The sequence below is a fragment of the Serratia sp. CMO1 genome, assembly GCF_015689115.1.
Lineage (GTDB): Bacteria > Pseudomonadota > Gammaproteobacteria > Enterobacterales > Enterobacteriaceae > Serratia > Serratia marcescens.
Genome location: NZ_CP065032.1, coordinates 2,002,120 through 2,027,251, shown reverse-complemented (window position 1 = coordinate 2,027,251; position 25,132 = coordinate 2,002,120). Strand labels below are relative to the sequence as shown.

The 25,132-nt window shown below is 59.7% G+C and carries 27 protein-coding genes and 1 pseudogene; 9 read left to right on the top strand and 19 right to left on the bottom strand.

The annotated features are described in order from the left end of the window. Positions 1–53 precede the first annotated feature (53 nt). The gene (locus IT763_RS09725; protein WP_110146925.1) at positions 54–1,589 is read left to right on the top strand and encodes a serine hydrolase; all 1,536 of its coding nucleotides are present in this window, start codon (positions 54–56) and stop codon (positions 1,587–1,589) included. Positions 1,590–1,592: 3 nt separating this feature from the next. Here IT763_RS09725 and IT763_RS09720 read toward each other — a convergent pair whose 3' ends face one another. Together IT763_RS09720 and IT763_RS09715 are read right to left on the bottom strand one after the other, a co-directional pair. Then, positions 1,593–2,123 carry a chorismate mutase gene (locus IT763_RS09720; RefSeq protein ID WP_033640575.1) on the bottom strand — a complete coding sequence of 177 codons (531 nt, stop codon included), beginning with the start codon at positions 2,121–2,123 and terminating at the stop codon, positions 1,593–1,595. Positions 2,124–2,237: 114 nt separating this feature from the next. Next, positions 2,238–2,732 carry an anti-virulence regulator CigR family protein gene (locus IT763_RS09715; RefSeq protein ID WP_033640576.1) on the bottom strand — a complete coding sequence of 165 codons (495 nt, stop codon included), beginning with the start codon at positions 2,730–2,732 and terminating at the stop codon, positions 2,238–2,240. A gap of 442 nt (positions 2,733–3,174) precedes the next feature. Here IT763_RS09715 and IT763_RS09710 point away from each other — a divergent pair, with 442 nt between their 5' ends. Further along, positions 3,175–3,354: a hypothetical protein gene (locus tag IT763_RS09710; protein ID WP_025160261.1), complete on the top strand. Its 180-nt coding sequence runs from the start codon at positions 3,175–3,177 to the stop codon at positions 3,352–3,354. A gap of 54 nt (positions 3,355–3,408) precedes the next feature. Here the strand turns inward: IT763_RS09710 and IT763_RS09705 are convergent, their stop codons facing one another. The 6 genes from IT763_RS09705 to IT763_RS09680 form a co-directional block, all read right to left on the bottom strand. Further along, positions 3,409–4,290: a nucleoside-specific channel-forming protein Tsx gene (locus IT763_RS09705; protein WP_028128054.1), complete on the bottom strand. Its 882-nt coding sequence runs from the start codon at positions 4,288–4,290 to the stop codon at positions 3,409–3,411. A gap of 416 nt (positions 4,291–4,706) precedes the next feature. Next, positions 4,707–5,579 (bottom strand): glycosyl transferase, encoded by an 873-nt coding sequence (locus tag IT763_RS09700; RefSeq protein ID WP_028128053.1) that lies wholly within the window; start codon positions 5,577–5,579, stop codon positions 4,707–4,709. Between the two features lie 169 nt (positions 5,580–5,748). Beyond that, positions 5,749–6,021, bottom strand: coding sequence for a hypothetical protein (locus IT763_RS09695; protein ID WP_004941292.1), 273 nt, complete (start codon positions 6,019–6,021; stop codon positions 5,749–5,751). A 73-nt stretch (positions 6,022–6,094) separates the two neighbouring features. Continuing rightward, positions 6,095–6,988, bottom strand: coding sequence for an aromatic amino acid DMT transporter YddG (yddG, locus tag IT763_RS09690; protein ID WP_016928038.1), 894 nt, complete (start codon positions 6,986–6,988; stop codon positions 6,095–6,097). Positions 6,989–7,079: 91 nt separating this feature from the next. After that, on the bottom strand, positions 7,080–8,450 hold the full coding sequence (locus IT763_RS09685; RefSeq protein ID WP_016928039.1) for an APC family permease: 1,371 nt from the start codon (positions 8,448–8,450) through the stop codon (positions 7,080–7,082). Positions 8,451–8,758: 308 nt separating this feature from the next. Further along, complete coding sequence (locus IT763_RS09680; RefSeq protein WP_015377637.1) at positions 8,759–10,177, bottom strand: glutamine synthetase family protein; 1,419 nt, start codon at positions 10,175–10,177, stop codon at positions 8,759–8,761. Between the two features lie 219 nt (positions 10,178–10,396). On the opposite strand from IT763_RS09680, the gene puuD reads away from it, so the two are divergent. Genes puuD through IT763_RS09660 form a run of 4 tightly spaced genes read left to right on the top strand, consistent with a single transcriptional unit; the run spans position 10,397 to position 14,517 of the window. Beyond that, positions 10,397–11,158, top strand: coding sequence for a gamma-glutamyl-gamma-aminobutyrate hydrolase (gene puuD / locus IT763_RS09675; RefSeq protein WP_025302552.1), 762 nt, complete (start codon positions 10,397–10,399; stop codon positions 11,156–11,158). Continuing rightward, positions 11,155–11,712 carry an HTH-type transcriptional regulator PuuR gene (puuR, locus tag IT763_RS09670; RefSeq protein ID WP_016928041.1) on the top strand — a complete coding sequence of 186 codons (558 nt, stop codon included), beginning with the start codon at positions 11,155–11,157 and terminating at the stop codon, positions 11,710–11,712. The genes puuD and puuR overlap by 4 nt, the downstream gene beginning before the upstream one ends. 15 nt (positions 11,713–11,727) lie before the next feature. Further along, complete coding sequence (gene puuC, locus IT763_RS09665; RefSeq protein ID WP_060445309.1) at positions 11,728–13,224, top strand: aldehyde dehydrogenase PuuC; 1,497 nt, start codon at positions 11,728–11,730, stop codon at positions 13,222–13,224. Positions 13,225–13,236: 12 nt separating this feature from the next. Further along, positions 13,237–14,517, top strand: coding sequence for an FAD-binding oxidoreductase (locus IT763_RS09660; RefSeq protein WP_016928043.1), 1,281 nt, complete (start codon positions 13,237–13,239; stop codon positions 14,515–14,517). Positions 14,518–14,561: 44 nt separating this feature from the next. Here IT763_RS09660 and IT763_RS09655 read toward each other — a convergent pair whose 3' ends face one another. Together IT763_RS09655 and IT763_RS09650 are read right to left on the bottom strand one after the other, a co-directional pair. After that, positions 14,562–15,317, bottom strand: a complete 756-nt coding sequence (locus IT763_RS09655; RefSeq protein WP_206195369.1) for an SDR family NAD(P)-dependent oxidoreductase — start codon at positions 15,315–15,317, stop codon at positions 14,562–14,564. A gap of 315 nt (positions 15,318–15,632) precedes the next feature. Then, positions 15,633–16,061 carry a universal stress protein gene (locus IT763_RS09650; RefSeq protein ID WP_033633267.1) on the bottom strand — a complete coding sequence of 143 codons (429 nt, stop codon included), beginning with the start codon at positions 16,059–16,061 and terminating at the stop codon, positions 15,633–15,635. Between the two features lie 253 nt (positions 16,062–16,314). Here IT763_RS09650 and IT763_RS09645 point away from each other — a divergent pair, with 253 nt between their 5' ends. After that, positions 16,315–16,992, top strand: a complete 678-nt coding sequence (locus tag IT763_RS09645) for an isochorismatase family protein (protein ID WP_016928046.1) — start codon at positions 16,315–16,317, stop codon at positions 16,990–16,992. Between the two features lie 213 nt (positions 16,993–17,205). Here IT763_RS09645 and IT763_RS09640 read toward each other — a convergent pair. Together IT763_RS09640 and cspA are read right to left on the bottom strand one after the other, a co-directional pair. After that, positions 17,206–17,284 (bottom strand): annotated as a pseudogene (locus tag IT763_RS09640). A gap of 114 nt (positions 17,285–17,398) precedes the next feature. Next, on the bottom strand, positions 17,399–17,611 hold the full coding sequence (gene cspA / locus IT763_RS09635) for an RNA chaperone/antiterminator CspA (protein WP_004941268.1): 213 nt from the start codon (positions 17,609–17,611) through the stop codon (positions 17,399–17,401). 558 nt (positions 17,612–18,169) lie between these two features. On the opposite strand from cspA, the gene IT763_RS09630 reads away from it, so the two are divergent. Further along, positions 18,170–18,571 (top strand): hypothetical protein, encoded by a 402-nt coding sequence (locus tag IT763_RS09630; protein ID WP_033645933.1) that lies wholly within the window; start codon positions 18,170–18,172, stop codon positions 18,569–18,571. An 8-nt stretch (positions 18,572–18,579) separates the two neighbouring features. On the opposite strand, the gene IT763_RS09625 is transcribed toward IT763_RS09630, so the two are convergent. From IT763_RS09625 to IT763_RS09615, 3 genes are all read right to left on the bottom strand, one after another. After that, the gene (locus IT763_RS09625; protein WP_015377630.1) at positions 18,580–19,224 is read right to left on the bottom strand and encodes a Qnr family pentapeptide repeat protein; all 645 of its coding nucleotides are present in this window, start codon (positions 19,222–19,224) and stop codon (positions 18,580–18,582) included. Between the two features lie 74 nt (positions 19,225–19,298). Further along, entirely contained in the window at positions 19,299–20,372 is a 1,074-nt protein-coding gene (locus IT763_RS09620; protein ID WP_049300696.1) for an SMP-30/gluconolactonase/LRE family protein, read from the bottom strand. A 152-nt stretch (positions 20,373–20,524) separates the two neighbouring features. Next, the gene (locus tag IT763_RS09615) at positions 20,525–20,734 is read right to left on the bottom strand and encodes a hypothetical protein (RefSeq protein WP_004941260.1); all 210 of its coding nucleotides are present in this window, start codon (positions 20,732–20,734) and stop codon (positions 20,525–20,527) included. A 141-nt stretch (positions 20,735–20,875) separates the two neighbouring features. Here IT763_RS09615 and IT763_RS09610 point away from each other — a divergent pair, with 141 nt between their 5' ends. Further along, the gene (locus tag IT763_RS09610; RefSeq protein ID WP_016928050.1) at positions 20,876–21,226 is read left to right on the top strand and encodes a GFA family protein; all 351 of its coding nucleotides are present in this window, start codon (positions 20,876–20,878) and stop codon (positions 21,224–21,226) included. Positions 21,227–21,239: 13 nt separating this feature from the next. Here the strand turns inward: IT763_RS09610 and IT763_RS09605 are convergent, their stop codons facing one another. From IT763_RS09605 to IT763_RS09590, 4 genes are all read right to left on the bottom strand, one after another. Then, complete coding sequence (locus tag IT763_RS09605) at positions 21,240–22,412, bottom strand: Gfo/Idh/MocA family protein (protein WP_206195368.1); 1,173 nt, start codon at positions 22,410–22,412, stop codon at positions 21,240–21,242. 14 nt (positions 22,413–22,426) lie between these two features. Then, positions 22,427–23,350 (bottom strand): TIM barrel protein, encoded by a 924-nt coding sequence (locus IT763_RS09600; RefSeq protein WP_049300636.1) that lies wholly within the window; start codon positions 23,348–23,350, stop codon positions 22,427–22,429. Between the two features lie 186 nt (positions 23,351–23,536). Further along, a complete protein-coding gene (locus tag IT763_RS09595; protein ID WP_016928053.1) occupies positions 23,537–24,568 on the bottom strand; it encodes a LacI family DNA-binding transcriptional regulator in 1,032 nt (343 codons plus the stop codon). Positions 24,569–24,640: 72 nt separating this feature from the next. Beyond that, positions 24,641–25,057 carry a DUF2000 domain-containing protein gene (locus IT763_RS09590; protein ID WP_004941246.1) on the bottom strand — a complete coding sequence of 139 codons (417 nt, stop codon included), beginning with the start codon at positions 25,055–25,057 and terminating at the stop codon, positions 24,641–24,643. Positions 25,058–25,132: the final 75 nt, after the last annotated feature.

The window sequence follows — 25,132 nt, the reverse complement described above, 5'->3', positions numbered from 1 at the left end:
CGCCGGGCGGCGTGTGGCCAGCTGGCCCGTTTCGAATACTCTCTGGAGGCCCTATGTCTGTAACACCGTTAAACTGGCGCGCTGCCGGCGCCTTGGCCGAACAACTGCTGGCCGGCTGGCAACGGCATGGCGAACCCGGCGGCGCCATCACCCTGTTTGACGCCCAACAACGCCGCGCCACCGCCTGCGCCGGCCTGGCCGATCTGGCGCAGAACACCCCCTTCACCGCCGACAGCGTGGTGCGTTATGCTTCAGTGACCAAGCATATCTTCGCAGCGCTGGCGCTGAACGCCACCGATCGCGCCATTCGGCTGGAGCAACGTCTGGGTGAACTGCTCCCCGCCCTGCAGCCCGCGTTGGCGGACGTTACCGTCGGCCAGGCGCTGGACATGACCGGCGGCCTGCCCGACGTGCGCGAGACGCTCGGCCTGCTGGGCATCTCGCTGCACGCCGTCAGCGAGGCGCAGCCGGTGATGCGGTTTGTCGAGGGGCTGGAGAAATTGAACTACGAAGCCGGCAGCGAGATCGCCTACAGCAATACCGGCTATCGGCTGCTGGAGGCCGCGCTGCGCAGCAAAGGGTATGATTTCGACCAACTGGTGCAACAGCACATCGCCCGGCCGCTGCAGGTGCAGATGCGGGCGCCGGAAAGCTGGTTCGACGTGGTGCCGGGATTGGTGCCGGGTTACTGGCGTGCGCCGCAGGGCTGGCAACACGCCAGCGCCGGCCTGCACCTTTCCGCCTCCGGCAGCCTGACCGGCAGCCTCAACGCCCTCACCCGCTGGCTGCAGACGCTGCTGGCCGACCAGGGCCCCGGCCAGGGCGTGCTGGCGCAACTCGGCGCACCGCGCCGTCTCAATCAGGGCCAGCTCAGCGCTTATGGCCTGGGTCTGGCGCAAACCCCGCTGGGCCGCCGCCGCTTGCTCGGCCACGGCGGTTCCCACGCCGGTTACAAAACCTATTTCCTGCTGGCGCCCGACCGTCAGGCCGGCGTCGCGCTGGTGGCCAATCGCGAAGACTGCGACAGTTTCGGGATGGCTTTGCAGGTGATGGCGGCGCTGCTCGGCGAACCGCTGCCGCAGCGCAGCACGGCGATCCCCGACGGCCTCTACGCCACGCTGGCGGAGCCGCACTGGCTGGAGGTCAAAGATGGCAACCTGGCCTATCTGGGCAGCGATGAACCGCTGTATCAGGGCGAGGACGGGTACGCCGTGTCGCTGTCCGCCCATATGCCGCTCAAATTGAAATGGACCGGTGAAGCGATCGAGGGCGAAGTCGGGCATGTGGCGCGCCGTTTTCTGCCGGTCACGGCTAACGGCGACTGCCTGAAGCATGTGCAGGGGCTGTGGTATCACCCGCACTATCGCACCGCCTTTGAAATTCGCGGCGATCGGGTGCATATTGGCGTCGGTCCGGCGGCGCAGACCGGCACGCTCAGCCCGCTCGGCCAGGGCCGCATGCTGGTGGAGTGCCAGGACGGCCCGTGGTTAAAACGCTTTTGCCTCTATTTCCGCGGTTACAACGTGGATCTCATCGCCAACCGCAGCCGGATGCTGACCTTCCGCCGCAGCACCGTCGGCCGCGACTGACGCTCAGCGTGCGCTGCCGGTTTTGACCGCCAGCAGCGCATCCGCCAGCCGCCGCTTGTCGGCGGCGCTGAGATTCACCTGATCCACCGACGCCATAAACGCCGCCCGATCCGCCTCGCCGAGCGGGCCGGCACGCAGCCGCTCCGCCAGGCGTTGCAATATCTGGCTGCTCAGTTGCGCGATCTGCGGGCGCACCTGCGCCAACGGCCGCGGCTGCCAGCCGGGCTCCGGGCTCGCCAGCCAGTCGGCGCGATAGCGGTACTGAATCGCCTTGGCGGCGTCCATCTGCGCGGCGATAAAAGGCCGCACCGACGCCGGCTCCAGCCCCAAACGCCCCGCCTCCGCCTGCGCGCTGGCCAACACCTTCGCCTCCTGCGCCAGGTCTTCGATCGGTAAATGCTGCTGCGCCTTGTAACCGGCAACGTCTTTCATCAACGACAGCCGTTGGTTCACCAGCTCGCCGATGGCGGCGGCGCCGTCTGCCAACGCCGGAAAACTGGTCAAACAGCAGGCTATCAATAACGCCCTGAACATGGCGCCTCCCTTATGATGCAGTGAAAATGTCAGGCCCAAAGTTCACCACGTCCGCCCCGCGCTGGCAAATAAAAAGGCCCCGCCGCAGCGAGGCCCGATAACGCTCGACAAACGTTAGTCGAAAACGCCATTGATCACGGAGGCCACAATCGCGGTGCTGAGTGCGACCAGCACCAGGTCGTCGCCGGCGATACGCCACTCATAACCCGGGTACTGCGGCAACTCACGCAGCATCGAGTAAGGCACCACTTTTTTGGCGATACCCGGCGGCAGCGGTTTACCGCGCGCCAGATTTTTGGCGATGCCCGGTGGCAGCGAGCTGTAGCCGGTCAGGCCATAGTTGTGCGCCAGCGAACGGGCGCGGTCTCGCGAGAGGCTGACGGAGACCAGATTATCGTCGTTCCTATAGCCGCCTTTATCTTTATTGCCTTTGTTGCCGTGATTGCCGTTGTTGCCATGGTTACCGTTATTGCCGTGATTGCCGCTGTTACCATGGCCGTTCCCGTTGCCGTTACCATTGCCGCCTTTGTCGGCCAAGGCCGGGGCGGATGACAACCCCAGCGATGCAATCAGCGCCAACACCGTGAGAGTCGTACGACGTTTGTTCATGTTGTGTATTCCTGCGTGGGTGACTCTGTTGACTATAGCCAGCCTTTTCCAGACAAAGTATAAGGAAAACTCCGAGATAACGGTGCGCTTTTACGGCATTCGCTTTCAAACCTTGTCTCAACGCAAAATGCCTCGAAAATGCCGATGCTTGTCTCAGATTTTTCTTGAAGAAAAATAAGCCTTACGCTAGCGTGGGAAGGTAACAAAAAAGAGTTAGCGTGCTCTTTTTCGTCGCACCTCAAATCTTATTCTTATCATCCATAATGATAATAGCGAACATTTCCCGCCTCTCCGTGCGGGATTCTTTTTCACACCGCTGTCGCCCCAATCTGGTGCTTTATGTTGAGATTTGGTTGCCGATAATTTACATTCGCTGTCTGAGAAACCTCAACCTCCCGCGGTGGCCAGGCTGGCAACGGGTGGGCGTTCAGGAGCAAAAGACGTGCAAATGACCCTCATGGAATACATCACTCGGCACTTTAATGGCGATCTTCATCGGTACGCGCAGTCGGAAGGCGTCAGCCGTGAACAAATCATTAGTTGGATAAATAATGAATGTCACGTGATCAAAGGCAGACTGTTTATGCCGGTGAAGCATCTCCCGGTTGAACAAGCCCAGTGATGACGAAAAAAAACCCCGCCAGGCGGGGTTTTCTGTTTCTGATAGCACGGAAAATCAGAAGTTATAGCCGACCACGAGGTAATAACCCCAACCGGTAGACTTGATCGGGCCCTGCGGGGTGCCGATATCCGCGCCATCCTGCCACTGACCGCCGTTGTGGAAATAACGCGCCACGAAAGAATAGTGCCAGTGATCGTAGTTCAGCGCCAAAATATGGCTGGAGGCGATCGAGTTGCTGGTGCGCACCTGTTTGCCGGTGCCGTCAACCCAATGGCTGTCCTTGCCCAGATCGGAACCGAAGTCGAAGTTGGTGAAGCCGATGTAGCTCAGGTTGCCGCCCCACACCTGGGTCAGCGGCACGAAGTATTTCACCTTAAAGCGGTAACCGTCCCAGCTGTTCTCGTTGGCGGCCTGGTAGTTTTCCCACTGGTATTTGGCATAGATGTTCATCGACAGGCTCATCGGCAGACCGGTGTCGATATCGGTGCCCAGACCCATGTACCAGGTGTTTTGACGGCCATCGGCGTTGTGGCCCAGATCATAGATGTAGTTGTTGGCGAAGTACCACTCTTTGAACGGACCGAAGCTCAGATCGGTGCCGGTGAGTTTGTCGATGGAGAAACGCGGTTCAATCTCCATAAACATCGGGGAGCCTTTGTCCCAGATGCCGCGATCCGGGGTATTGCCCACGCCGAAGAATTTCGGTACGTCAACGTAACCGTAGAAATCGAACCAGTCTTTCTTGGCGAAGGCTTCGTATTCGAGATACACGTCGTTATTCAGCTGCGGCCCGAAGCGGGTGTGGTAGCTGCCCACCACGTTGACGCTCTGGTGCCACCAGTCGGAGACATATTGACTGTCTTTGCTATCAGCCATTGATGATGCACTGTAAGACGCTGCGAGCAGTACACCTGCTGCGAGAGCTATTTTTTTCATTTTATTACCACATGCTTAAAGGGCCATTTCCTGCCCGTTTAGAAAAGATGACAATGAGTCTGCCGACACCTGGCGTTGTCTTCACACAGAAACTCGGATGACGCGCGCATTATAGAAACCACTGACTGTAAGAATCTGTGATCCAGTTACGCATTTCGCGAATAGGTAATCGATTGCGTTCACATTTGTCAAATTATGTTTCATGCAAATTCACATTCGCTGTGATTTTTGTCATGTAAAGCATTTTTCAGCCGAAAATTGCAGCAAATGTAACCCGCTGGTAGACGGCGGGGAAACCCGCTGAAAGTCATAAAAGATGGGCCGCGGCGATTAACGCCACAGCCCGCAGAATAGTGAACGCAAAAAACACCCTCAGGCGCCAGCGCGCGACAAACTCCCTGGGAGGGAAAGATCGACTAATCCAGCAAACCGCTCAAGACGCGGCGCAAAAAAGGTTGTTTCTTGCGCGTAATCGGATTGCCGTCATATTTTTTCTGAGATTGCTTATTGAAACCGCCGAATAACTGCACATTCCGGTACCGTTCCAGGGTATAACCGGCCTGCAGCGCTTCGCGATAGTATTGTTCGAACAGCTCGCGCAGATCATCGCGATAATGGCTGCGGATCTTGCCATCAAACCAATGCTTGCGGCTTTCAGCCCGCAGTCTGGGAAGCGAATAACGGTGGGAAAATTGGCTGCTCATATCCGAGTAATGCAACGCCTTCAATGCTTCCAACGGCAAATCGTCACCATCCAGATTGCTGTATTCCGGTTTCAACGGCTCAACGAACTCGGGATGTTCTTCAAAGAACCGCTGCATTTTTTTATGCCCCAATGGATCACGGCGCAACTCATCCAGCGGCGGCAAGAATCGCGCCGCTGCCTCGCAATCCCACAGCATTTCCCCCAAGCGCAGATCGTTGCCGGAACCCGCGGCCAAAATGGCAGTGCCCTCCTTCATCGGATGATGCCAAATCTCTGCGATATCACAGAGATACAGCACGTCCGCATCGGAGTAAAATGCCCGCCCCTGGAAGTTACAGAAAGCGGGAATGCCCCAGCGAAATGCAGAGAACGGCGTTGCCCAACGCTCGGTGGTCCAACCTTCGCCGCCACTTTGAGAATACCAGGGACTGGCAGGGTCTCGCGACAAACGCATCCACTCAATTTGAACAGGTATTGAAGCATGCTTACGCAAGCTGTACTCCAAAACCATCATCTGTTCCAAATCGCAATCATTTGGATCACACCCGATAAAAACTCGCGCAACATCCGCAGGTGGAGTCATAAAATATATCCCTATAACACGCTATATAACCCGCATATGTTACCAATAATTTCAAAGGTCTCCTAATGGCAAATAAAACGCTTTCTCATCTTCAAAAAGCGCAGCCAGTGGAAACAATAAATTGATTTCTTTAATTTATTCAGCGTAATCGCGCCATAATCGCTGTGCGTCAGTTCACCGCCGGCACCGCCTTGGCGATGTTTTCCTGGCGGAACGCCACCTCTTCGCCGTTTTTCACCTCCCAACTGGCGACCGGAATATCGGTTTTGGGCGCCGCCGCGACGACCGAGCCGTAAATCAGCTTATCGTCGCGGCGCAAAATATAAACGTCGAGCTGATATTCATGTCGCAAATTCGCCGTGGTCAGGCGAACGGTATCGCCGCGCTCATAGTGATGCACGTCGATTTCAGGCTGTTGAATAAATTGAATGTCGCTTCTCATCGTCGTCGTTCCTTCAGGCAACATGGCTAGTTAAATTCTAGTTCAACATTGCGACGACAGCGGATAATTTCCGTTAATTTCCGCGAGTTGCCCGCCAACAGATCAGCGAGCCGAGTGTGACCATCGCTACGCCCTGCCAGAAACTGGCGGTCAGCGAGGTGTGCAGCACCAGCGCGGCGAACACCGCCGAGAGCACCGGGGTAAAATAGGAGACGGTCGCCAGCAGCGTCATGTTGCCGTGCAGAATGCCGACGTTCCAGGCGGCATACCCCGCCCCCATCGCCACCCCGGCGCACAGCAGCGTCACGGTCACGCCGACGCTGAACTGCATGCCGCTTTCCGCGCTGAAGGCGTACTTCAGCCACAGCGCCAGCGCGGTCAGCACGATAAACAGCACCACGCCGTTGCTGCCCCGGGCAATCTTCTTGGTCAGGTTGCAATACAGCGCCCAAATCACCGCGCCGCTGAAGGCCAGCGCGTAGCTGAGCGGGTTGCTGCGCACGTTGGCCAGCATCTGCGCCGGTGACCAGCCGCCCTCGCCGCTCATGATCCAGCCGATGCCGAACAGCGACAGCAGCAGCCCCGGCAGCAGCCACCATTTCGCCTTTTGGCCGTTGATCGCCAGCGCCATCAGCACGGTGAAACAGGGCCACAGGTAGTTGATCATGCCCACTTCTATCGCCTGCAGGCGGGTATTGGCGTAGCCGAGCGACAGCGACAGACAGATCTCGTAACTGACGAACAGCAGGCTGCCGACGATGAGATAAGGCCGCGGAAAGCTGCGCCATTTCGGCACGCCGAGCGCCACCAGCAAAAACACCGCGCTGACGCTGTAGATCATCGCCGCACCGCCGATCGGCCCCAGCCCTTCGCTGACGCTGCGAATCAGGCCGACCACGCTGCTCCACAGCACAATGGCCAATAAACCGAACAACGTGGCGCGGGTACGCGAGGGCAAAGCGGGCATAAGGCAGGTCCAATAGGTTATTTTTTATCAGGTTTTTCACTCTACTGCCGCACGTACCAAAAAGAAAGGCGGGAAACTCCCGCCTGTGAATTTATTGCTGCGGTTGCCGCTCCAACTGCGGCGGCGGCTGGCGAAAGCGTCGGGTCAGCCAGGCCAAATAGCCGAAGCCCAGCGTCGCCCAGATAAGCCCCATGGTCAGCGAGCTTTTCTCCAGGTTCAGCCACAGCACCCCCACCGTCAGCGCCCCCACCAACGGCAGGAACAGGAAGTTGAAGCGATCCTTCCAGCTTTTGTTGCGCCCTTCGCGAATAAAGAAGTGGCTGATCACCGACAGGTTAACGAAGGTAAAGGCCACCAGCGCGCCGAAGTTGATCAGCGCCGTGGCGGTCACCAGATCGAATGACAGCGCCGACAACGCCACCAGCCCGACCATCAGTACGTTCAGCGCCGGCGTACGCCATTTGGGGTGGATATAGCCGAAGAATTTCTCCGGGAACACATTGTCACGCCCCATCACATACAGCAGGCGCGACACGCTGGCGTGCGACGCCAGGCCGGAGGCCAACGTGTTGATAAAGGTCACGCACAGGAAGATCGACTGGAACAGCTTGCCGCCGACGTACAGCGCGATCTCCGGCAGCGCGGCGTCGGGCTGGTGAAAGCGTTGAATGGTCGGGAAAAACAGCTGGATAAAGAACGACACGCTGATAAAGATCACCCCGCCGTACAGCGCAGTCAGGAAGATGGCGCGCGGGATCACCTTGGCGGCGTCGGGCGTCTCCTCGCACAGCGTGGTGACCGCGTCAAAACCGAGGAACGAGAAGCACAGGATGGTCGCGCCGGTAATGATCGGCAGCAGGTGCGCATTCTCGCTGAGGAACGGCCGCAGGCTCCACACCGTGCCCATCCCCTCGCCGTTGTGCAGGCCGCGCACCACCAGGTAGATAAATACCAGAATGATCGCCACCTGCGCCAGCACGAACAGGGTATTGAAGTTGGCCACCAGATTGACGCTTTTCAGGTTGATGGCGGTGATCAGGATCACGAAGCCCACCACCCACACCCAGGGCGGCACTTCCGGAAACAGCGCGGTCAGGTAAATCTTCGCCAGCAGCGTATTGATCATCGGCAGGAACAGATAATCAAGCAGCGATGACCACCCCACCAGAAAACCGACGTGCGGGTTAATCGCCTTCTGCGCATAGGTGTAGGCGGAACCGGCGGTGGGAAACTGGCGCACCAGTTTGCCGTAGCTGATGGCGGTGAACAACACGCCGGCCAGCGCCAGCAGATAGGAGGTCGGCACATGGCCGTCGGTAAGGCCGGAGACGATGCCGAAGGTGTCGAACACCGTCATCGGCGTCAGATAGGCCAGGCCCATCATCACCACCTGCCACAGCTTGAGGGATTTGCGCAGTTGCGGTTTGCCCGCCGGACCGCCGTCGATGGTTTTAATCGTCATGGCGTTTCCCCTTTTGGTCCTCTGCTGTCAACCGTGCAACGTCATTCAGAGAGGCCGCGGGGAAACTGCTGCTCAGGCGGCGGGGAAAGCGGGTTGGGGTCACTGTCGGGCGGCCGGCGACCGGCCCGTAGGCACTGCGGCACAGGCAAACGTCTGCGCATGGGAATGGCTGAGTCATGGTTATTTCCTCGTCGGCGTCCTGTACGCCGTGATAGAAGAAATGCTGTACCGCAGCGCGCAGCCTCACGGGCTACAGGAGAGCCGATGAAATGCGCCGGGCGCGCGCGGTAGTCGTTGGGTGAGCGGGATCAGGCGTTTTTCAGCATCCACTCGATTTCGGTTTCGGTGATCAGGCGCTCGAACTGCACCAGTTCGTCGGTTTTGCAGGCCAGGTAGACATGGCTGAAGCGTTCGCCCAGCAACGCATTGAGCACCGGCTGATGTTCAAACTCGTACAGCGCGTCGCTCTGGCGGATCGGGAACGGCAGCCCGTCCTGCTCCAGCCCGTTGCCGGTCACCGGCTCAGGCAGCGGCAATGCGGTTTCCAGGCCGTAGACGATGCCCGCCAGAATGGTCGCCATCACCAGATAAGGGTTGGCGTCGGCGCCCGCCACGCGATACTCCACGCGGTGATTGTCGCGATCGCCGCAGGGAATGCGCAGCGCCACGGTGCGGTTGTTATGCCCCCAGGAAGCCTGGGTCGGCACATACATGCCGGGCTGGAAACGGCGATAGGCGTTGACGTTCGGCGCCAGCAGCGCCATCGAGGACGGCATCAGGGCGATCATGCCCGCCAGCGCCTGTTTCAGCAGCGCCGAATCCTCGCCGTCGTCGTCGGCGAACACATTGTCGCCTTGCGCATTCAGCATGCTGATGTGCACGTGCATGCCGCTGCCGGCGTGCTCTTCATACGGCTTGGCCATAAAGGTGGCCTGCATGTTGTGGTTCTCGGCCACCATGCGCACCAGCCGTTTCAGCGCCAGCGCATGGTCGCAGGCCTGCAGCACATCATCGGTATGGTGCAGGTTGACTTCGAACTGCCCCGGCGACGCCTCCGCCACCGCGCCGTCCGCCGGAATGCCCTGCAAACGCGCCAGCTCGTCGATTTCGCTCAGCACATCGGCGAAATGGTTCAGGTTATCGACGGAGTACACCTGGCTTTGGGTGTTGCGCTCCTGGGTTCCCGGCGCACACGGCGGCTGCAGATAGCCTTCCGCGTCGCGTTGACGATCGATGAGATAGAACTCCAACTCTACCGCTACCACGGGGGAAAGCCCGCGCTGACGCAAACGCTGCCATACTCGGTTCAGCACATTGCGCGGTTCAACGTCAAAGGGAGTGCCATCTTCATCCAGCATGGTGAGCAGCACCTGCGCGATATATTGCGGGTCCGCCGCCGACGGCGTCAGCGTGCCCGGCACCGGCACGCACACGTGATCCGGCTCGCCCAACTCCTGCCCCAGCCCGGCCTCTTCCACCACGTTGCCGAGAATATCCATCGCAAATACCGACGCCGGGAAGTAACAACCCTTCTCCAGTTTGTTCAGGCCGCCGACCGGGATGCGTTTGCCGCGGAAGCTGCCGTTCAGATCGGTCAACAGTACGTCGACATGTTGGGTTAACGGATAACGTTCCAAATACTTCTTCACTTCGCGCTGGAACGCGCTACTTCGTCTCTCTTCACTGTGCTGAACAAAGTTTTCCACTTCTACGATGTTGGTCTGCATGGTTCACCCGCCGTTTGTGTTTTGCTGTCGTCGATGTTTATTGACCGTCTTGTTCAATATAATGCCCACAAATGAAACGTAGATGAAACAAATTTGTTTTGCAAGTGTTACTTTTGGTTTGAATATTGCCCAATCGACTGCTAGATTTATAGAATATTGAACGAAATCGGCGGTGGAGAAGCTTATCGTTCATAATTTCGAACGTACCAAGGGGATAGCATGGACAATATATTTAACAGACCAGTCATTGGCGTCGTCATGTGCAGGTATAGGTTAAACGGGCACCTCACACAGACCTTGCAAGAAAAGTACCTGAATGCCGTTATCACCGCCGGCGGCTTGCCGATCGCCCTGCCACACGCGCTGGCGGAGCCGGAAATGCTGGCGGAACTGCTGCCGCGCCTCGACGGCATTTTGCTGCCGGGCAGCCCCAGTAATGTGCAGCCGCACCTTTATGGTGAAAACGGCGATGAGCCTGACGCCGATCCTGGCCGAGACGCGTTGAGCCTGGCGCTGATCCGCCAGGCATTCGACAGGCGCATTCCCCTTTTCGCCATTTGCCGCGGCATGCAGGAAATGGTGGTCGCCACTCAAGGCACCCTGCATCGCCGCCTGTATGAACTGCCCGAGCTGCTGGAGCATCGTGAAGATCACGACCTGCCGCTGGAACAGCAATACGCCCCCGCCCACGAGGTCATCGTTCAGGAAGGGGGGCTGCTTTCGCAACTGATACCGGATTGCAACAGATTCTGGGTGAACTCGCTGCACGGCCAGGGCGCCAAAACCCTGGGCGCGAGCGTTCGCATCGAGGCGCACGCCGCTGACGGGCTGGTGGAGGCGATCAGCGTGCGCGATCAGCCCTTCGCGCTCGGCGTGCAGTGGCACCCGGAGTGGAACAGCGACGAGTACGCCCTGTCGCGCCTGTTGTTTGATGGTTTCATCACCGCCTGTCGGAACTATCAAAAGGAAAAACGCCCATGAGCGACGTCAGCTTGGCACCGGGAAAACGTCTGTCGCAGATCCGTCAACAATTAGGGTTGTCGCAGCGCCGGGTCGCCGAACTGTCTGGGTTAACCCACAGCGCCATCAGTACTATCGAGCAAGACAAGGTCAGCCCGGCCATCAGCACGCTGCAAAAGCTGCTGACGGTGTACGGTCTGTCGCTGTCGGCGTTTTTCGCCGAGCCGGAAAAACCGGCTGAGCCGCAGATCGTGATAGACAGCGACGACCTGATCGAAATCGGCAGCCAGGGCGTTTCGATGAAGCTGATCCACAACGGCGACCCGAACCGCACGCTGGCGATGATGATCGAGACCTACGAACCGGGCACCACCACCGGCGAGCGCATCAAACACCAAGGGGAAGAGATCGGCACGCTGCTGGAGGGCGAAGTGGTGCTGCAGGTCAACGGCCAGAGCTATCACCTGCTGGCCGGGCAGAGCTACGCCATCAATACCGGCATCCCCCACAGTTTCAGCAACACGTCGGCGCGCATTTGCCGGATTATCAGCGCCCATACGCCGACGACATTCTGATCAACGGAGCCAGGCATGAACTTTCACCATTTGCAGTATTGGCAACAACGGGCGCAGGCCCTGAAGATTGAGCACCAGCTGTTTATCGACGGCCGCTACCAGCCGGCCGCCGCGGGGAAACGTTTCGCCGTGGAAGATCCCGCCGGCCGCCGCGAGCTGGCGCAGGTCGCGCGCGGCGAAGCCGCCGACATCGATCGGGCAGTCAGCGCGGCGCGCGCCGCCTTTGAACGCGGCGACTGGGCCCAGGCCGCCCCGGCGCAGCGCAAAACCACGCTGCTGCGCTTCGCCGATCTGATGGAACAGCATCATGAAGAGCTGGCGCTGCTGGAAACGCTGGACACCGGCAAACCCATTCGTCACAGCCTGCGCGACGACGTGCCGGGCGCCATCCGCTGCATCCGCTGGTACGCCGAAGCGATCGATAAGGTGTACGGCGAAATCGCCCCCACCGGTCGCGAGGCGCTGGCGCTGATCGAGCGCGAGCCGATCGGCGTGGTCGGCGCCATCGTGCCCTGGAACTTCCCGCTGCTGCTGGCCTGCTGGAAACTCGGCCCGGCGCTGGCCGCCGGCAACAGCGTGGTGCTTAAACCCTCCGAAAAATCGCCGCTGAGCGCCATCCTGCTCGGCAAATTGGCTCAGCAGGCCGGACTGCCGGACGGCGTGCTGAACGTGGTGCCCGGCTATGGCCACGACGCCGGCAAGGCGCTGGCGCTGCACCGCGACGTCGACGCCCTCACCTTTACCGGCTCCACCCTGGTGGCGAAACAGCTGATGATTTACGCCGGCGAATCGAACATGAAGCGCGTCTGGCTGGAGGCCGGCGGCAAAAGCGCCAACATCGTCTTCGCCGACTGCCCGGATCTGGATCAGGCCGCCCGCAGCGCCGCCGCCGGCATCTTCTATAATCAGGGGCAGGTATGCATCGCCGGCACTCGCCTGCTGGTCGAAGCGAGCATTGAGCAAGCGTTCCTGCAGGCGCTGCGCAAACACGCGGCGACCTTCATGCCCGGCGATCCGCTCGATCCCGACACGGTGATGGGCACGCTGATCGACAGCGGCCACTGCGAGAAAGTGGCCGGCTATATCGATCGGGGGCTGAGCCAGGGCGCCGCGCTGTTCCTCGACGGGCGCGACCATCCGCAGGGCGACCACGCCGGCTATCTGGGGCCGACCATCCTCACCCAGGTGGACAATGCCATGAGCGTGGCGCGCGATGAAATCTTCGGCCCGGTGTTGGCGGTGACCGCCTTCGACGACGAGCAACAGGCGCTGCAGCTGGCCAACGACAGCGACTACGGCCTCGGCGCCGCGGTCTGGACCCGCGATCTGGCGCGCGCGCACCGCATGGCGCGCCAACTGAAGGCCGGCACGGTGTTCGTCAACAACTACAACGACGGCGACATGACCGTGCCGTTCGGCGGCTACAAGCAGAGCGGCAACGGCCGCGACAAATCGCTGCATGCGCTGGACAAGTTCACCGAATTGAAAACCACCTGGATCTCGCTGGAATAAGGGCTTATCTCCATGACTGAACACGTAAAAAGCTACTATGCGGCCACGGCCAACGCACATCAGCCCTATCCGCAACTGAATGAATCGATCGAATGCGACGTCTGCGTGATCGGCGGCGGCTATACCGGCCTCTCCTCCGCGCTGTTCCTGGTGGAAGCCGGTTACGACGTGGTGGTGCTGGAAGCGGCGCGCATCGGTTTCGGCGCCAGCGGCCGCAACGGCGGCCAGTTGGTCAACTCTTACAGCCGCGACATCGATGTGATTGAAGAGCGTTACGGCGCGGAAAGCGCCCGCCTGCTCGGCAGCATGATGTTCGAAGGCGCGGAGATCATTCGCAGCCGCATCAGCCGCTACGCCATCGACTGCGACTACCGCCCCGGCGGCATCTTCGCCGCCCTGAACAACAAGCAGTTCCATGCGCTGATCGAGCAAAAACGCAACTGGGAGCGCTACGGCAATACCCAGCTTGAGCTGCTCGACGCAGACCGGGTGCGCCAGGAGATCGCCAGCGATCGTTACGTCGGCGCGCTGCTCGATCACAGCGGCGGCCACATCCATCCGCTCAATCTGGCGCTGGGCGAAGCCGAGGCGATCCGCCTGCAGGGCGGGCGCATCTTCGAGCAATCGGCGGTGACGAACATCCGCCACGGCGAACCGGCGCTCATCAGCACCGCCAACGGCCAGGTGAAGGCGCGTTTCGTCATCGTCGCCGGCAACGCCTATCTGGGCGATAAGCTGGAGCCGCGGCTGGCCAAGCGCAGCATGCCGTGCGGCACTCAGGTGGTGACCACTGAACCGCTGGCGCCGGAGATCGCGCAGGCGCTGATCCCGCAGAACTACTGCGTGGAGGACTGCAACTACCTGCTGGATTACTACCGCATCACCGCCGATCATCGCCTGCTGTACGGCGGCGGCGTGGTGTACGGCGCGCGCGATCCGGACGATATCGATAACCTGATCCGGCCGAAGCTGCTGAAGACCTTCCCGCAGCTGAAAGGGGTGCGTATCGACTATCGCTGGACCGGCAACTTCCTGCTGACGCTGTCGCGCATGCCGCAGTTCGGCCGGCTGGAGAATAACGTGTACTACATGCAGGGCTACAGCGGCCACGGCGTGACCTGCACCCATCTGGCGGGCAAGCTGATCGCCGAGCTGATGCGCGGCGACGCCGAACGCTTCGACGCCTTCGCTAAGCTGCCGCACCTGCCGTTCTTCGGCGGACGCAATCTGCAGATCCCGTTCACCGCCATCGGCGCGGCCTACTACACGCTGCGCGACCGCATCGGCGTCTAAAAACAACAGGCCCGGTCATCCTGGCCGGGCCTGTGCGTTAACGCTTAGACGATCTTCGGTTGGCCGTCCGAGGCGGTCGCCCCGCCATCGACCGGAATGTTGGCGCCATTGATAAAGCTGGCGTCGTCGCTGGCCAGGAACGCCATCACCGCCGCCACCTCTTCCGGCTCTGCCGCACGCCCCAGCGCGATGCGCTCATTGAACTTGTCGCGGATCTCCTGCGGCCAGCCGTTGGTCATGTTGGTTTTGACCAGGCTCGGGCAGACCGAGTTGATGCGCACGCCGTCACCGCCGTGATCGAGCGCCATGGCGCGCGTCAGGTTGACCACCGCGCCTTTCGCCGCGCAGTAATAGGCCGCGCCCCAGTCGCCGCCCAGGCCGGACACCGACGCGGTATTGACGATGCAGCCCTTGGTCTCCAGCAGGTGCGGCAAGGCGAATTTGGAGCAGAACACCACGCCGTCAATATCAACCCCGGCGATGCGACGCCAGTCGTCGACGCTGGTTTCCAGCACGCTGCCCGCCACGTGTACGCCGGCGTTGTTCAGTAGGACGTCGATGCGGCCCAGTTTTTCCGCCACCTCGTTCATCATTTTTTCAACCGCGACGTGATCGGAAACGTCGATATGCACCGCCATCGCCCGGCCCTTCGGCAGCGAAGCGGCGACCTTGTCCACCGCTTCCTTGGCCCAGTCGGCCAGCACCACGATCGCGCCCTCGGCGGAGAAACGCCGCGCCGCCGCTTCCCCCATGCCATTGCCCGCACCGGTGATAACCACGACTTTATTGTCAAAACGCATGAGACCTCCTCCATGTGAACGTATTTATATAAGTCATACAAATCTCATTACCCTGAGGATAAGACGCCTCTTCGCGGAGAGCCAGTCAAAACGTGCGATTTATTAACCAAAAGGAGGTATGACAGTGATTTCAATGCGCTGGATTAACCTTTATCGGATTTTGGCCAACATATTGATGGAGAAAATAAAATTCCAGGCAGTCACTATTTTTCGGGCGGATTGTCAGCAAGCGGAATTATTGCAGGTATGCGGTTATCTTCACCCAGAGATAAGCGATGCGAATGGAAAACGGCAGCCGCCCGCAGGCGGCCGCGACTATTTTTTCTCGATGGGAACAACCAGCAGATCAACGTTCAGCTCGTTGATCGCCTGACGCGCCGAAGAGACCAGTCGGCTCCAGACATCATGATGATGGCCGAAGATCACCAGATCGAACCCTTTTTCCTTCGCCACCCGGTTCAGCTCTTCCGTCAACGCGCCGCGACTGACGATCACCTCTTCCACCGGATACGACGACTGCCCTTTGATCGCATTGAGCATATTCTTCACCCGCTCCGAAAAGGTGCGATCGGTGTAGTTGTAATCGCCCACGCCCAGATCGACGTAATAGCCGGCGCGGTGGATGTCGATATAGATCAGGGAAAGTTTGGCATTGAGCGCAGCGGCCAGTCTGGCGCCCTTGCCCAGCAGGAACTCGGCGTCTTCGCTGAGATCCGTGGCGACAACGATATGCCGGTAAGCCATGATGGCGGCCCTCCTCGTCAGATCCGTAAACAGGATGGCGCTCCTTGCCGCATGTTTCTTATGCATCTTAAGTTTAGCCCAGCGCCGGGCCGCTCGCCTGCGTCAAAATCGTTCCATTTATGGAACGATGCATCCCGACTTCAGGCTCTACCGGATTTCTCTCTTCTCCCTACACTGTAGGCAAGTGCTGAGTTTCAGCCTTATCAATCAAAGAAGATACCCACTGACCTCACGACGAGAAAGGGAAAACACCATGAGCACTCCAGCCAATTTCAACGGCCAGCGTCCTGTTATTGATGCCAATGACGCGGTCATGCTCCTGATTGATCACCAGAGCGGCCTGTTCCAGACCGTCGCCGATATGCCGATGACCGAACTGCGCGCCCGCGCCGCCGCCCTGGCCAGCATCGCCACCCTCAGTAAACTGCCGGTGATCACCACCGCCTCGGTGCCGCAGGGCCCCAACGGCCCACTGATCCCGGAAATTCACCAGAATGCACCGCACGCGCAATACGTCGCCCGTAAAGGGGAAATCAACGCCTGGGACAACCCGGACTTCGTGGCGGCGGTCAAGGCCACCGGCCGCAAGACCCTGATCATCGCCGGCACCATCACCAGCGTCTGCATGGCCTTCCCGTCCATCAGTGCGGTGGCCGAAGGCTATAAAGTGTTCGCGGTAATCGACGCCTCCGGCACCTACTCGAAAATGGCGCAGGAAATCACCCTGGCGCGTGTGGTGCAGGCCGGCGTGGTGCCGATCGACACCGCCGGCGTGGCCTCGGAGCTGCAGGGCAGCTGGAACCGCGCCGACGCTCAGCAATGGGCCGAGGTCTACACCAAAATCTTCCCGGCCTATCAGCTGCTGATCGAGAGCTACCTCAAAGCGCAGGACGTGGTGAAAAACAACGAACTGCTGGACTCGCAGCGTTAAGATCGCGGGCATAAAAAACCCCGGCCAAGGCCGGGGCTATTAATCGTGTGCCGGTGACTTTCCCGGCTGTCATGTTATGGCGTAAGCGTCCATCCCACACTCCAACATTACGCAGCCTAAGCGCGACTTTTTCACAACAGAAAAATAGACTGAAACGCGGCGTTATTAATTCTGCGGCAATCTGTTTTTCTGTTGCCAATAATCATTAATTATTGGAACGTCATCGAGGAATCGAACCCCAGTCCGCCAACGAATAATTTCGCTGCCGCTCTTCCTGCTGAGCTAATGACGTATCGAGAAAGACTCCGGGCGAACCCGGAGTTTATTCAGGCTGAGGATTTCATTGCTTAACTGCTCCGGCTTAAACCATCATCGCTGTCGTAAGAAATTGCACCTCGGCCGAAAATTATAACGCGACCACGTTGCCGGCAGAAGGCCCCTTCATGCCATTTTCGATAGTGAACTCAACCTGTTGGCCTTCGTCCAGCGTTTTGAAATCGTTGCTCTGGATAGCGGAGAAGTGTACGAACACATCTTTGCCGCCGTCTGCCGGGGTGATAAAGCCAAAGCCTTTACCTGCATCAAACCATTTTACCAAACCAGTCATTTTATTGGACATAGAGATATTTCCTTTATATTTTTGCGACGCCATAGGGCGATAGAGGTCTGTTTTTATTGGAAGCTTATGGGGCACTAGAGAAGAGAATTCGCGGAAGAAGAGGTATCTGAGGGATATCGCTAATACTGAGAACTGCTTTACTAAAACTGCTTTCATAAGGTCTGTACTACAAACCGATGACGCTATTTACACACAGCTAAATTATTTAAGCAAGATATATTTTAAATTATATTCATCTGCCTCATAAATTTATTACCGCAAAGCACCGCCTGCATCTGCCGCCAGCTCAGGGTTATCTGCGCGGCGTTCGGGGTGAAAAATAACGAACGATTGGACTCGCCGCGCCGGGGCCGATCATGAACGCGCAAACAGCCGCCGATTCCGCGTTCTGCTCTTCCCTTCACGCGAAACTACTCCCTGCTATAACACTGAAGAAAACCGCTTAATCGTCATGAAAGAGAAATAAAAGCTTAATAAATCAATCTGTTCTCGACACTGGCGCATTATCGTTGTTAGGATAATTATTTTACTTTACAGGAAATGACCTCAAGGATGGCTATGATGGGCAAAAGAACACTGACGCTTGCTGCACTGACGCTCAGTTTGGCAGGCTGCCAGCCGGCACCGCCAAGCTATGTGGAAAACGCGAATGCCTTGATTGCCAAACAAATCAGCGCGATTGGCCCGCAAGCGGCGCAGTGCAAATTTGCCCAAGACGGCGATTATTGGATTTCGGCTTGCTCATTGGGTAACGCGCGCGACACGCCGGTGTTCGCCCTGTTCGAACAGGAAGGCGTCATGCAGGCTAACGACAATCTGGCGATCGCCGTCGTGCCGCTCAACGAGCAGGCTCGCCACCTCTCCCAGGATCCGCGTTTCACTATCCCGGTAATGCAACGCCGCATTCCCGTGGACGCAGAGAAAGCCTTCAAGCGCTTATTTGCCCAACCGTCCCGTTAGCCATTCCCTTAGCCGATGATCGCGATCCCCAGCCGCTCCAGCAGCTGCGCGGCCTGGTGGCTGTCCATTTTGACGCCCTGCAGATCGGTGGTACGCAAATCCAACTCGCCCAGTTCCGCGTTGCTCAAATCACACTGGGTGACATCGGCGGCACGCCAGTCGAAACCGGAGAATTCGCCGCCGGACAGATCGGAACCGCTGAAACTGGCACCGAGCACCTGCGCGCCGTGCCAGCGGTTTTCCCACAGCTCGCATTTCTCCAGCACCACCTTGGCGAAGTTGGCATAGCTCAGGTTGCTTTTGGTGATATAGGCGCTGCAAAACCAGGTGCGGCTGGTGATCATGTTCATAAAGCTGGCGCCGCGAAAATCGGCGCCCTGCGCGCGGCATTCGCGGATCTCCACCCCCAGAGCGCTGGCATGGCGGAAGTCGGCCATCGACAAATCGCAGCTTCTGAAGCTGGCGTCTTTCAGTATCGCGCGGCTGAAATTGCCGCCCTGTCGGCTGTCGCGATCGTAAAACTGGCAGCCGATAAACTCGGTACCGGTCAGATCGGCGCCCGAAAAATCGCACAGCATAAAGCTGCCGTTTTCAATCTTCTCGCCGGTAAAGCGGTTACGGTCAATCTTTTCACCCTTCAACATCAGACTCATCGCAGCACACCTGTTTATTTATACAGTCACTGCGCATTTAATCCTATTCCGGCGCGGTTGGCAATCGCCGTCGATCAGCGGCCATCCGCCGCGGCCGGTTTGAACGCCACCTTGACGATACTGAACGTCTTGGTACTTTCCGCCTGAGCGACGTCGGCAAACAGCCGGGGGTAACGGGAGTTGACGACCCACACCTCGCCATCCCGCAGCGCGGCGCCGGTCGGCCCATCCAATCCCGGCGGCGCGGCGACCGCGGCGATACGCGCGCTGGCCCAGCCGTCGGTCGAGGAGAGCAGTGACACGTCGCCGGACATGCTCCCCTTTTCATCCGGAAAAGACTGTACGATCACCAATTCATGGGCATTTTTGAGCCGCAGCCCGTCCGGCCCTTTCAGCCGCTGCGGCAGCCTGATTTCACTGACCGCCGGCGCGTTCTCCAACGTCACCTTCCACAGCAGCCCGCGGGTGTAGTCCGCGGCAATCAGGTAGCCATCCGGGTGATACACCACGCCATTGAGATAAGGCCGCGAGCCCTGCGCAGCGGCGGGTGCGTCGGCAGGCATCAAGCGCGCTGAGCGCACCAAAATCGACGCCTGGCGCGTTGTCTGGTCGATCTTGTAAATCTGCGGCTGGAAGCTGTCGGTCACGTAGATATTGCCCTGCGCGTCGAGCGTCAGATCGTTGGGCAGCGTCGGCCCATGGCTTAGCGATGAAAGATCGTACGTCTGCTGCAGCGCGCCGGTATCGAGATTGAACTCCAGCACCTGCGCCACGCGATTGCGCGTGCCAGCGGCAGAGTTGCGGGACACGCCCACGTCTTCGTTGCACACCAGCACCCGGTTGCGCTCGGCGTCCACCAGCATGCCGGAGGTGGTGATAAGCCCCTTGCCGGTGGAAAACCGCCGATAGCGGCCATCCGGGTAGACCAGGCCAAGCTGCCCGCCGCGCAGAGAGGAAATCAGGAACGCACCGGCGCGTGCATTCCAGGCGATGCCCTCAGGGTAGGCGCCGGCGGGGTTCGGCGAAAACTCGATGCGTTGCGTGGCCTGCGCCTGCATAACGCCGCTGAACAACAGCGCTGCGCCGGCCAACTGGGTGACGCGTCGGCGGCGCGGCAATAAGAAAGAAAAGAAGCTGAAGCGGAACATGAGCATGACCCTGATGAGGACTCGGATCGCTAGAGTAGGATCGCGCCGCTCACGGCACCAGCCGGGAAAAAGGCAATGCGCCACTAAAAAAATCGCAGTAATCAGCGCAAAAAAAACCGCCCGAGACGGGCGGTTGACGTGACGGCGAACCGTTACTTCAGGGCTTCCTGAATGGCGTCGGCCATCGGGCCGATGTGCTTTTCCGCCGCCTTCAGCTGGAAGTCCACGCCGTTGCCGTCGTTGGTATCCGACAGCGTGGCCTTGATCAGTTCCAGCGCCGCCTGCACCGCCACCAGCCGTTTGTGCTGTTCGTCCGTGACCGGTTCGGCGCCCATATTGGCCGGATAGTAATGTTCTAACATCGCGATCTCCTTTTGATGACGTTAACCTCTAACCTACCAGAAAACCGTGCATTTACTAAGGAAACCAGGCCGGGCGCGGCCGAGTGACGATAAATTGCACTATACTGGGCAAACACTCTCCCCTGTTACAGGATCATCGCCATGTCATTCCAGGGAAGCTGCCACTGCGGCGCCGTCACCTTTACCGTGGACGCCGAACTGCCGACCGAAGCCCTCAGCTGCAACTGTTCGATTTGCCGCCGCAAAGGGCTGCTGCTGTCGTTCTTCCCCATCAGCGCTTTCACGCTCAACAGCGGTCAGGACCAGCTCAGCACCTACACTTTCAATCACCACCGGATCCGCCATCAGTTCTGCCGAGTCTGCGGAGCCCAGCCCTTCGCCTACGGCACCGCGCCAGACGGCGCCGCGATGTGCGCCGTTAACCTGCGTTGCGTGCCGGACGTCGCGCTGGATGCGTTACAGATCCACAGCTACGACGGGGCCAGCGTCTGAGCGAATCGCTCGCTCAGTCGAAGGCGACCCAGCCGGCGTCGGTTTCGGCGGATTGCACGCAGCGCGCCACCCACTTCACGCCCAGCGCGCCGGCCTGCACGTCCGGGTACCAGAAGTCGGCCAGGAAGGCTGCGTCGCGCCGATCGGTGGCGTCCATCGCCAGCGCGAAGCGGCGGTAGAGATTCGACCAGGCTTCAAACAGCCCCTCCGCATGGCCGCCGCCGATGCGATCGTCCGCCAGCGCCGACGCGGCGAGATACGGCATGCCGCGCTCCAGGATCCGCACCGGCTCGCCCTGCACTTCGAAGCGCAGCTGATTGGGTTGTTCATCCCACCACTCCAGGCTGGCCTTTTCACCGACAATGCGCACCTTTTGGCCGTGCATCGAACCGCAGTTGACCGCCGAAGCCCACACGGAGCCGACGGCGCCGTTGTGATACTCCATCAGCACATAGGCATTGTCTTCCAACGGCGCGCGCGACGGCACAAAGCTTTGCCGGCTGCAGATCAGCCGCCGGATCTTCAACTGCGGCGCCATGGTTTCCGCCAGGAACAGCGTGTGGGTTGCCAGATCGCCCAGCACATAGCTGGGGCCGACAAAGCGCGGATCGACCCGCCAGCGAGTGCTGGGATTATCCTGCTCCACCGGCGCGGCGTGAAAGCCGTGGGCGAACTGCATATTCACCAGCCGAATTTCCCCCAGCCGGCCATCGGCAATCATCTGCCGGGCCTGCAAAATCATCTGGTGCCCGGCATAGCCGTAGGTCACGCCGATGACTTTGCGCTGCCGCTCGCACAGCGCCGCCAGCGCCTGCGCCTCTTCGATGCTGAAACACAGCGGCTTCTCGCATACCACGTGCAATCCCGCCTCCAGCGCCGCCCGGCAAATGGCGTAATGGGTGTTGTTCGGCGTGGCGATCGAGACCGCTTCGATGCCGTCCGCCCGCGCGGCTTCGGCGCGGAACATCTCGGCATAATCCGCATAACAGCGCTCCGCCGCCACGCCCAGACTCCGGCCAAAATCACGCCCGCGTTCGGCGTCAATGTCGAACGCGCCGGCCAACAGAGTAAACGCGCCGTCGCGCAAGGCCGCCGAACGGTGGATGTAACCGATCTGGCTGGTGCCACCGCCGCCGACCATGCCCCAGCGCAACGATCTCGCCAAAGGTTTGCTGCCGTTGATCATCGTGTTTCTCCTGATTAAAAGCCGAGGCCGCGCAAGTAGCGCAAGCTGGCGGCGACGTCCTGCAGGCTGCCCTGCACATTGCGCGGATCGCGCTCCTGCTCGATAGTGATCCAGCCCCGATATCCGCGCTCGGCCAACAGCGCACGCAGCTGCGGATAATCGATCGCCCCGCTGCCCAACGGGCACATGACGCCCTCGGCGCAGGCGGTGAAAAAATCGACGCCGCGCGCCAGCACCTCGCGGAACACCTGCGGATCGACGTCTTTGAAGTGCAGGTAATCAAGACGATCAAAGTGCTTGCTCAGCCAGGCAGCCGGGTCCAGCCCGGCGTAATACAGATGGCCGGTATCCAGGCACAATCCGGCGGTGTGATGCGGAATGTCCGCCGCCAACCGGTCGATTTCGTCGGCGAACTCGATGCAGCCGCCGGCGTGCGGATGCACCACCGGCCGCACACCGTATTCCCGCCAGGCCAGTTCGCTGATGCGCGTAATGTGCCCGATCATCCTCTGCCACTCCGCCTGCGACAAACGCGGCGCTAAATCTGAACGCCCGGCGAACCTGGCGCGTTGCGGATTGCCGAAATCGATAATCACCAAGAATGGCGGCGCGGCGCGATCGCCCTCGGTCGGCTCCGCCCTGGGCGCCCGCGAGAGGTTGCGGCATATCCGATGAGTCAGGGCCAGCAGGCGCTCAATGTTCGCCTCGCTGACCAGATCGTCAAAAATCGTGCCGGCCACCAGCGACAGGCGATGCTGCTCCAGCGCGGCACACAGCGCCTCGCTCTGCGTCGGCAGATAGCCCCACGGCCCCAGCTCTATGCTGCGGTAGCCGGCCGCCGACGCTTCTTGCAGAACCGTGGCATAGGGCGGCAAATGGGGGTTGTTCGGATCATCCACGCCCCAACTGCAGGGCGCATTGGCGATAGGCAAAGTCATGGCGACGGCTCCTTTTTTGCGGGGAATGCCGGCAGTATCAAACAAAAATTCCAAAACCATCAATAATGAAAATTTTATTTTTTGATAGAGATCGCGCTATTTTTGATAAATTATTTGATATTTTTCAATCAAATTCAGGCAGCGCCTGGCTGCGCCCTGACCTCGGCAAACACCACTCAGCGGCCGTCAGAGGTTTTCTTTGGTGATCACATCGAAGCGATTAATGATGTGGCGTAATCCCGGTTGTTCATCGGCGGCGAGTAACGTCTCGACGATCGTGGCGGCCAATTCGGGAATGCGGTGGCACAGCAGCAGATCCACCGTGCCGTCGAGCAGCGCCATTTCACCGCCCTGCACCGGGCCGTGGCACACCAGCGTGATGTCGCGCTGCCGGCCGCTCTCTCGCAACGCCTGAATAATGCCCTCCACACCGCCGCTCGGCGCGTAAAGCGCCGCCAGTTCCGGGTGGTTCGCCAGCAGTTCACGCGTGACCCGGCGCGCCGTTTCAGCGTCCTCGAGGCTGCGCACCGGTTCCAGCACACGCTGGCCGCTCATCTGCTCACGCAGGTAGGAGCGAAAACCGATCTCGCAGGCTTCCTGGCAAGTAAAACGGTTGTCGCCGATGATCACGCCGACGTCGCCCTGACGCCGGCACAGACGATCCACCGCCCAGCCGGCGGTGCGGCCCGCTTTTTGATTATCCAGACCGATGTAGCCGGCGCGGCTGGGCACCGATAAATCCGACAGCAGCGCGAAAACGTTGATGCCCGCCTGGGCGGCTTCTTCTACGGCATAGTGGATCAGGGGGTGATCCAGCGCCAGCACGCCGATCGCTTCCACCTGGCGGCTCAATTGGCTAATGGCGGCGGCGGTGTCGCCGATGGCATTGAGAGAGTGGAAGATGAACTGCGGCGGCTGACCCGGCTCATGATACGGCGCCGCTTGCGCCATCAGTTCATCAGCCAGTTGCGCATAGAAAGAGTGTTCGCGCCGCAGCAGGATAAACCCCATTTTCAGGCGGCGCTCCGGCCTGCCCAGCACCGCCGACAGGCAGTGGGACTTCTCCAACGCGAACCCCAACTTTTTCGCCGCCTCAATCACCCGGCGCTGGGTGGCGGGCCGCACCGACGCGCGTTGGTTGATCACCCGATCGACGGTGGCGATGCCGACCCGCGCCTCTCTGGCGATGGCCGCCATGGTGGTTTTCTTGCCGCTCATGTTCATCTCCATCAACGATTTGATGGAAAAATATCATAGCCGTTGCCGCCCCTGATGTGACGCCGTTCGCGATTAACGGTAGACGGAGAACTTCTTGGTGAGCGGCTTAAGCTGCTCGGTGTCACCGTAGAGCGCCACCGCCACGAAATCCAGCTGCTCGTAGGGGGTATTGGCGGTGTCGGCGATCTGCTGCTCGGCGGAGTGCGACAGCATGGTGGTGGTGAAGAAGTTGGACAGCACGCCCTCCTCCTTGCATTTGAGGATCAGGTTGCTGAGCTGGCTACTGTTTTTAGCCTGAAGGATGACGATCGGGTAGTGGCTCATGTTGGCGCTGACGCCGTCGAGGCTGCTCGGATAGTGGTGAAACTCACGCTGTTCGATCAGATCGGTGATGCCCGCCGTCAGATGGCAGGAGGCGTTAAACAGCGTGGCCGGTTCGTGGTTGCGGTTGAGGATGATGTAGAATTTTTTCTCGTTGTCGCTGTACATACTCTTCTCCTTGAATAGACAACCCTTTTTACCCAAGCCAAGGGCGGTTTTCAAGGCGAGATAAGGGCCGCGTCC

Excerpts from the sequence above, each read along its gene's own strand:
- IT763_RS09725 (WP_110146925.1), top strand. The coding sequence starts at position 54 with ATGTCTGTAACACCGTTAAACTGGCGCGCTGCCGGCGCCTTGGCCGAA.
- IT763_RS09720 (WP_033640575.1), bottom strand. The coding sequence starts at position 2,123 with ATGTTCAGGGCGTTATTGATAGCCTGCTGTTTGACCAGTTTTCCGGCG.
- IT763_RS09715 (WP_033640576.1), bottom strand. The coding sequence starts at position 2,732 with ATGAACAAACGTCGTACGACTCTCACGGTGTTGGCGCTGATTGCATCG.
- IT763_RS09705 (WP_028128054.1), bottom strand. The coding sequence starts at position 4,290 with ATGAAAAAAATAGCTCTCGCAGCAGGTGTACTGCTCGCAGCGTCTTAC.
- IT763_RS09700 (WP_028128053.1), bottom strand. The coding sequence starts at position 5,579 with ATGACTCCACCTGCGGATGTTGCGCGAGTTTTTATCGGGTGTGATCCA.
- IT763_RS09695 (WP_004941292.1), bottom strand. The coding sequence starts at position 6,021 with ATGAGAAGCGACATTCAATTTATTCAACAGCCTGAAATCGACGTGCAT.
- yddG (WP_016928038.1), bottom strand. The coding sequence starts at position 6,988 with ATGCCCGCTTTGCCCTCGCGTACCCGCGCCACGTTGTTCGGTTTATTG.
- IT763_RS09685 (WP_016928039.1), bottom strand. The coding sequence starts at position 8,450 with ATGACGATTAAAACCATCGACGGCGGTCCGGCGGGCAAACCGCAACTG.
- IT763_RS09680 (WP_015377637.1), bottom strand. The coding sequence starts at position 10,177 with ATGCAGACCAACATCGTAGAAGTGGAAAACTTTGTTCAGCACAGTGAA.
- puuD (WP_025302552.1), top strand. The coding sequence starts at position 10,397 with ATGGACAATATATTTAACAGACCAGTCATTGGCGTCGTCATGTGCAGG.
- puuR (WP_016928041.1), top strand. The coding sequence starts at position 11,155 with ATGAGCGACGTCAGCTTGGCACCGGGAAAACGTCTGTCGCAGATCCGT.
- puuC (WP_060445309.1), top strand. The coding sequence starts at position 11,728 with ATGAACTTTCACCATTTGCAGTATTGGCAACAACGGGCGCAGGCCCTG.
- IT763_RS09660 (WP_016928043.1), top strand. The coding sequence starts at position 13,237 with ATGACTGAACACGTAAAAAGCTACTATGCGGCCACGGCCAACGCACAT.
- IT763_RS09655 (WP_206195369.1), bottom strand. The coding sequence starts at position 15,317 with ATGCGTTTTGACAATAAAGTCGTGGTTATCACCGGTGCGGGCAATGGC.
- IT763_RS09650 (WP_033633267.1), bottom strand. The coding sequence starts at position 16,061 with ATGGCTTACCGGCATATCGTTGTCGCCACGGATCTCAGCGAAGACGCC.
- IT763_RS09645 (WP_016928046.1), top strand. The coding sequence starts at position 16,315 with ATGAGCACTCCAGCCAATTTCAACGGCCAGCGTCCTGTTATTGATGCC.
- cspA (WP_004941268.1), bottom strand. The coding sequence starts at position 17,611 with ATGTCCAATAAAATGACTGGTTTGGTAAAATGGTTTGATGCAGGTAAA.
- IT763_RS09630 (WP_033645933.1), top strand. The coding sequence starts at position 18,170 with ATGATGGGCAAAAGAACACTGACGCTTGCTGCACTGACGCTCAGTTTG.
- IT763_RS09625 (WP_015377630.1), bottom strand. The coding sequence starts at position 19,224 with ATGAGTCTGATGTTGAAGGGTGAAAAGATTGACCGTAACCGCTTTACC.
- IT763_RS09620 (WP_049300696.1), bottom strand. The coding sequence starts at position 20,372 with ATGTTCCGCTTCAGCTTCTTTTCTTTCTTATTGCCGCGCCGCCGACGC.
- IT763_RS09615 (WP_004941260.1), bottom strand. The coding sequence starts at position 20,734 with ATGTTAGAACATTACTATCCGGCCAATATGGGCGCCGAACCGGTCACG.
- IT763_RS09610 (WP_016928050.1), top strand. The coding sequence starts at position 20,876 with ATGTCATTCCAGGGAAGCTGCCACTGCGGCGCCGTCACCTTTACCGTG.
- IT763_RS09605 (WP_206195368.1), bottom strand. The coding sequence starts at position 22,412 with ATGATCAACGGCAGCAAACCTTTGGCGAGATCGTTGCGCTGGGGCATG.
- IT763_RS09600 (WP_049300636.1), bottom strand. The coding sequence starts at position 23,350 with ATGACTTTGCCTATCGCCAATGCGCCCTGCAGTTGGGGCGTGGATGAT.
- IT763_RS09595 (WP_016928053.1), bottom strand. The coding sequence starts at position 24,568 with ATGAGCGGCAAGAAAACCACCATGGCGGCCATCGCCAGAGAGGCGCGG.
- IT763_RS09590 (WP_004941246.1), bottom strand. The coding sequence starts at position 25,057 with ATGTACAGCGACAACGAGAAAAAATTCTACATCATCCTCAACCGCAAC.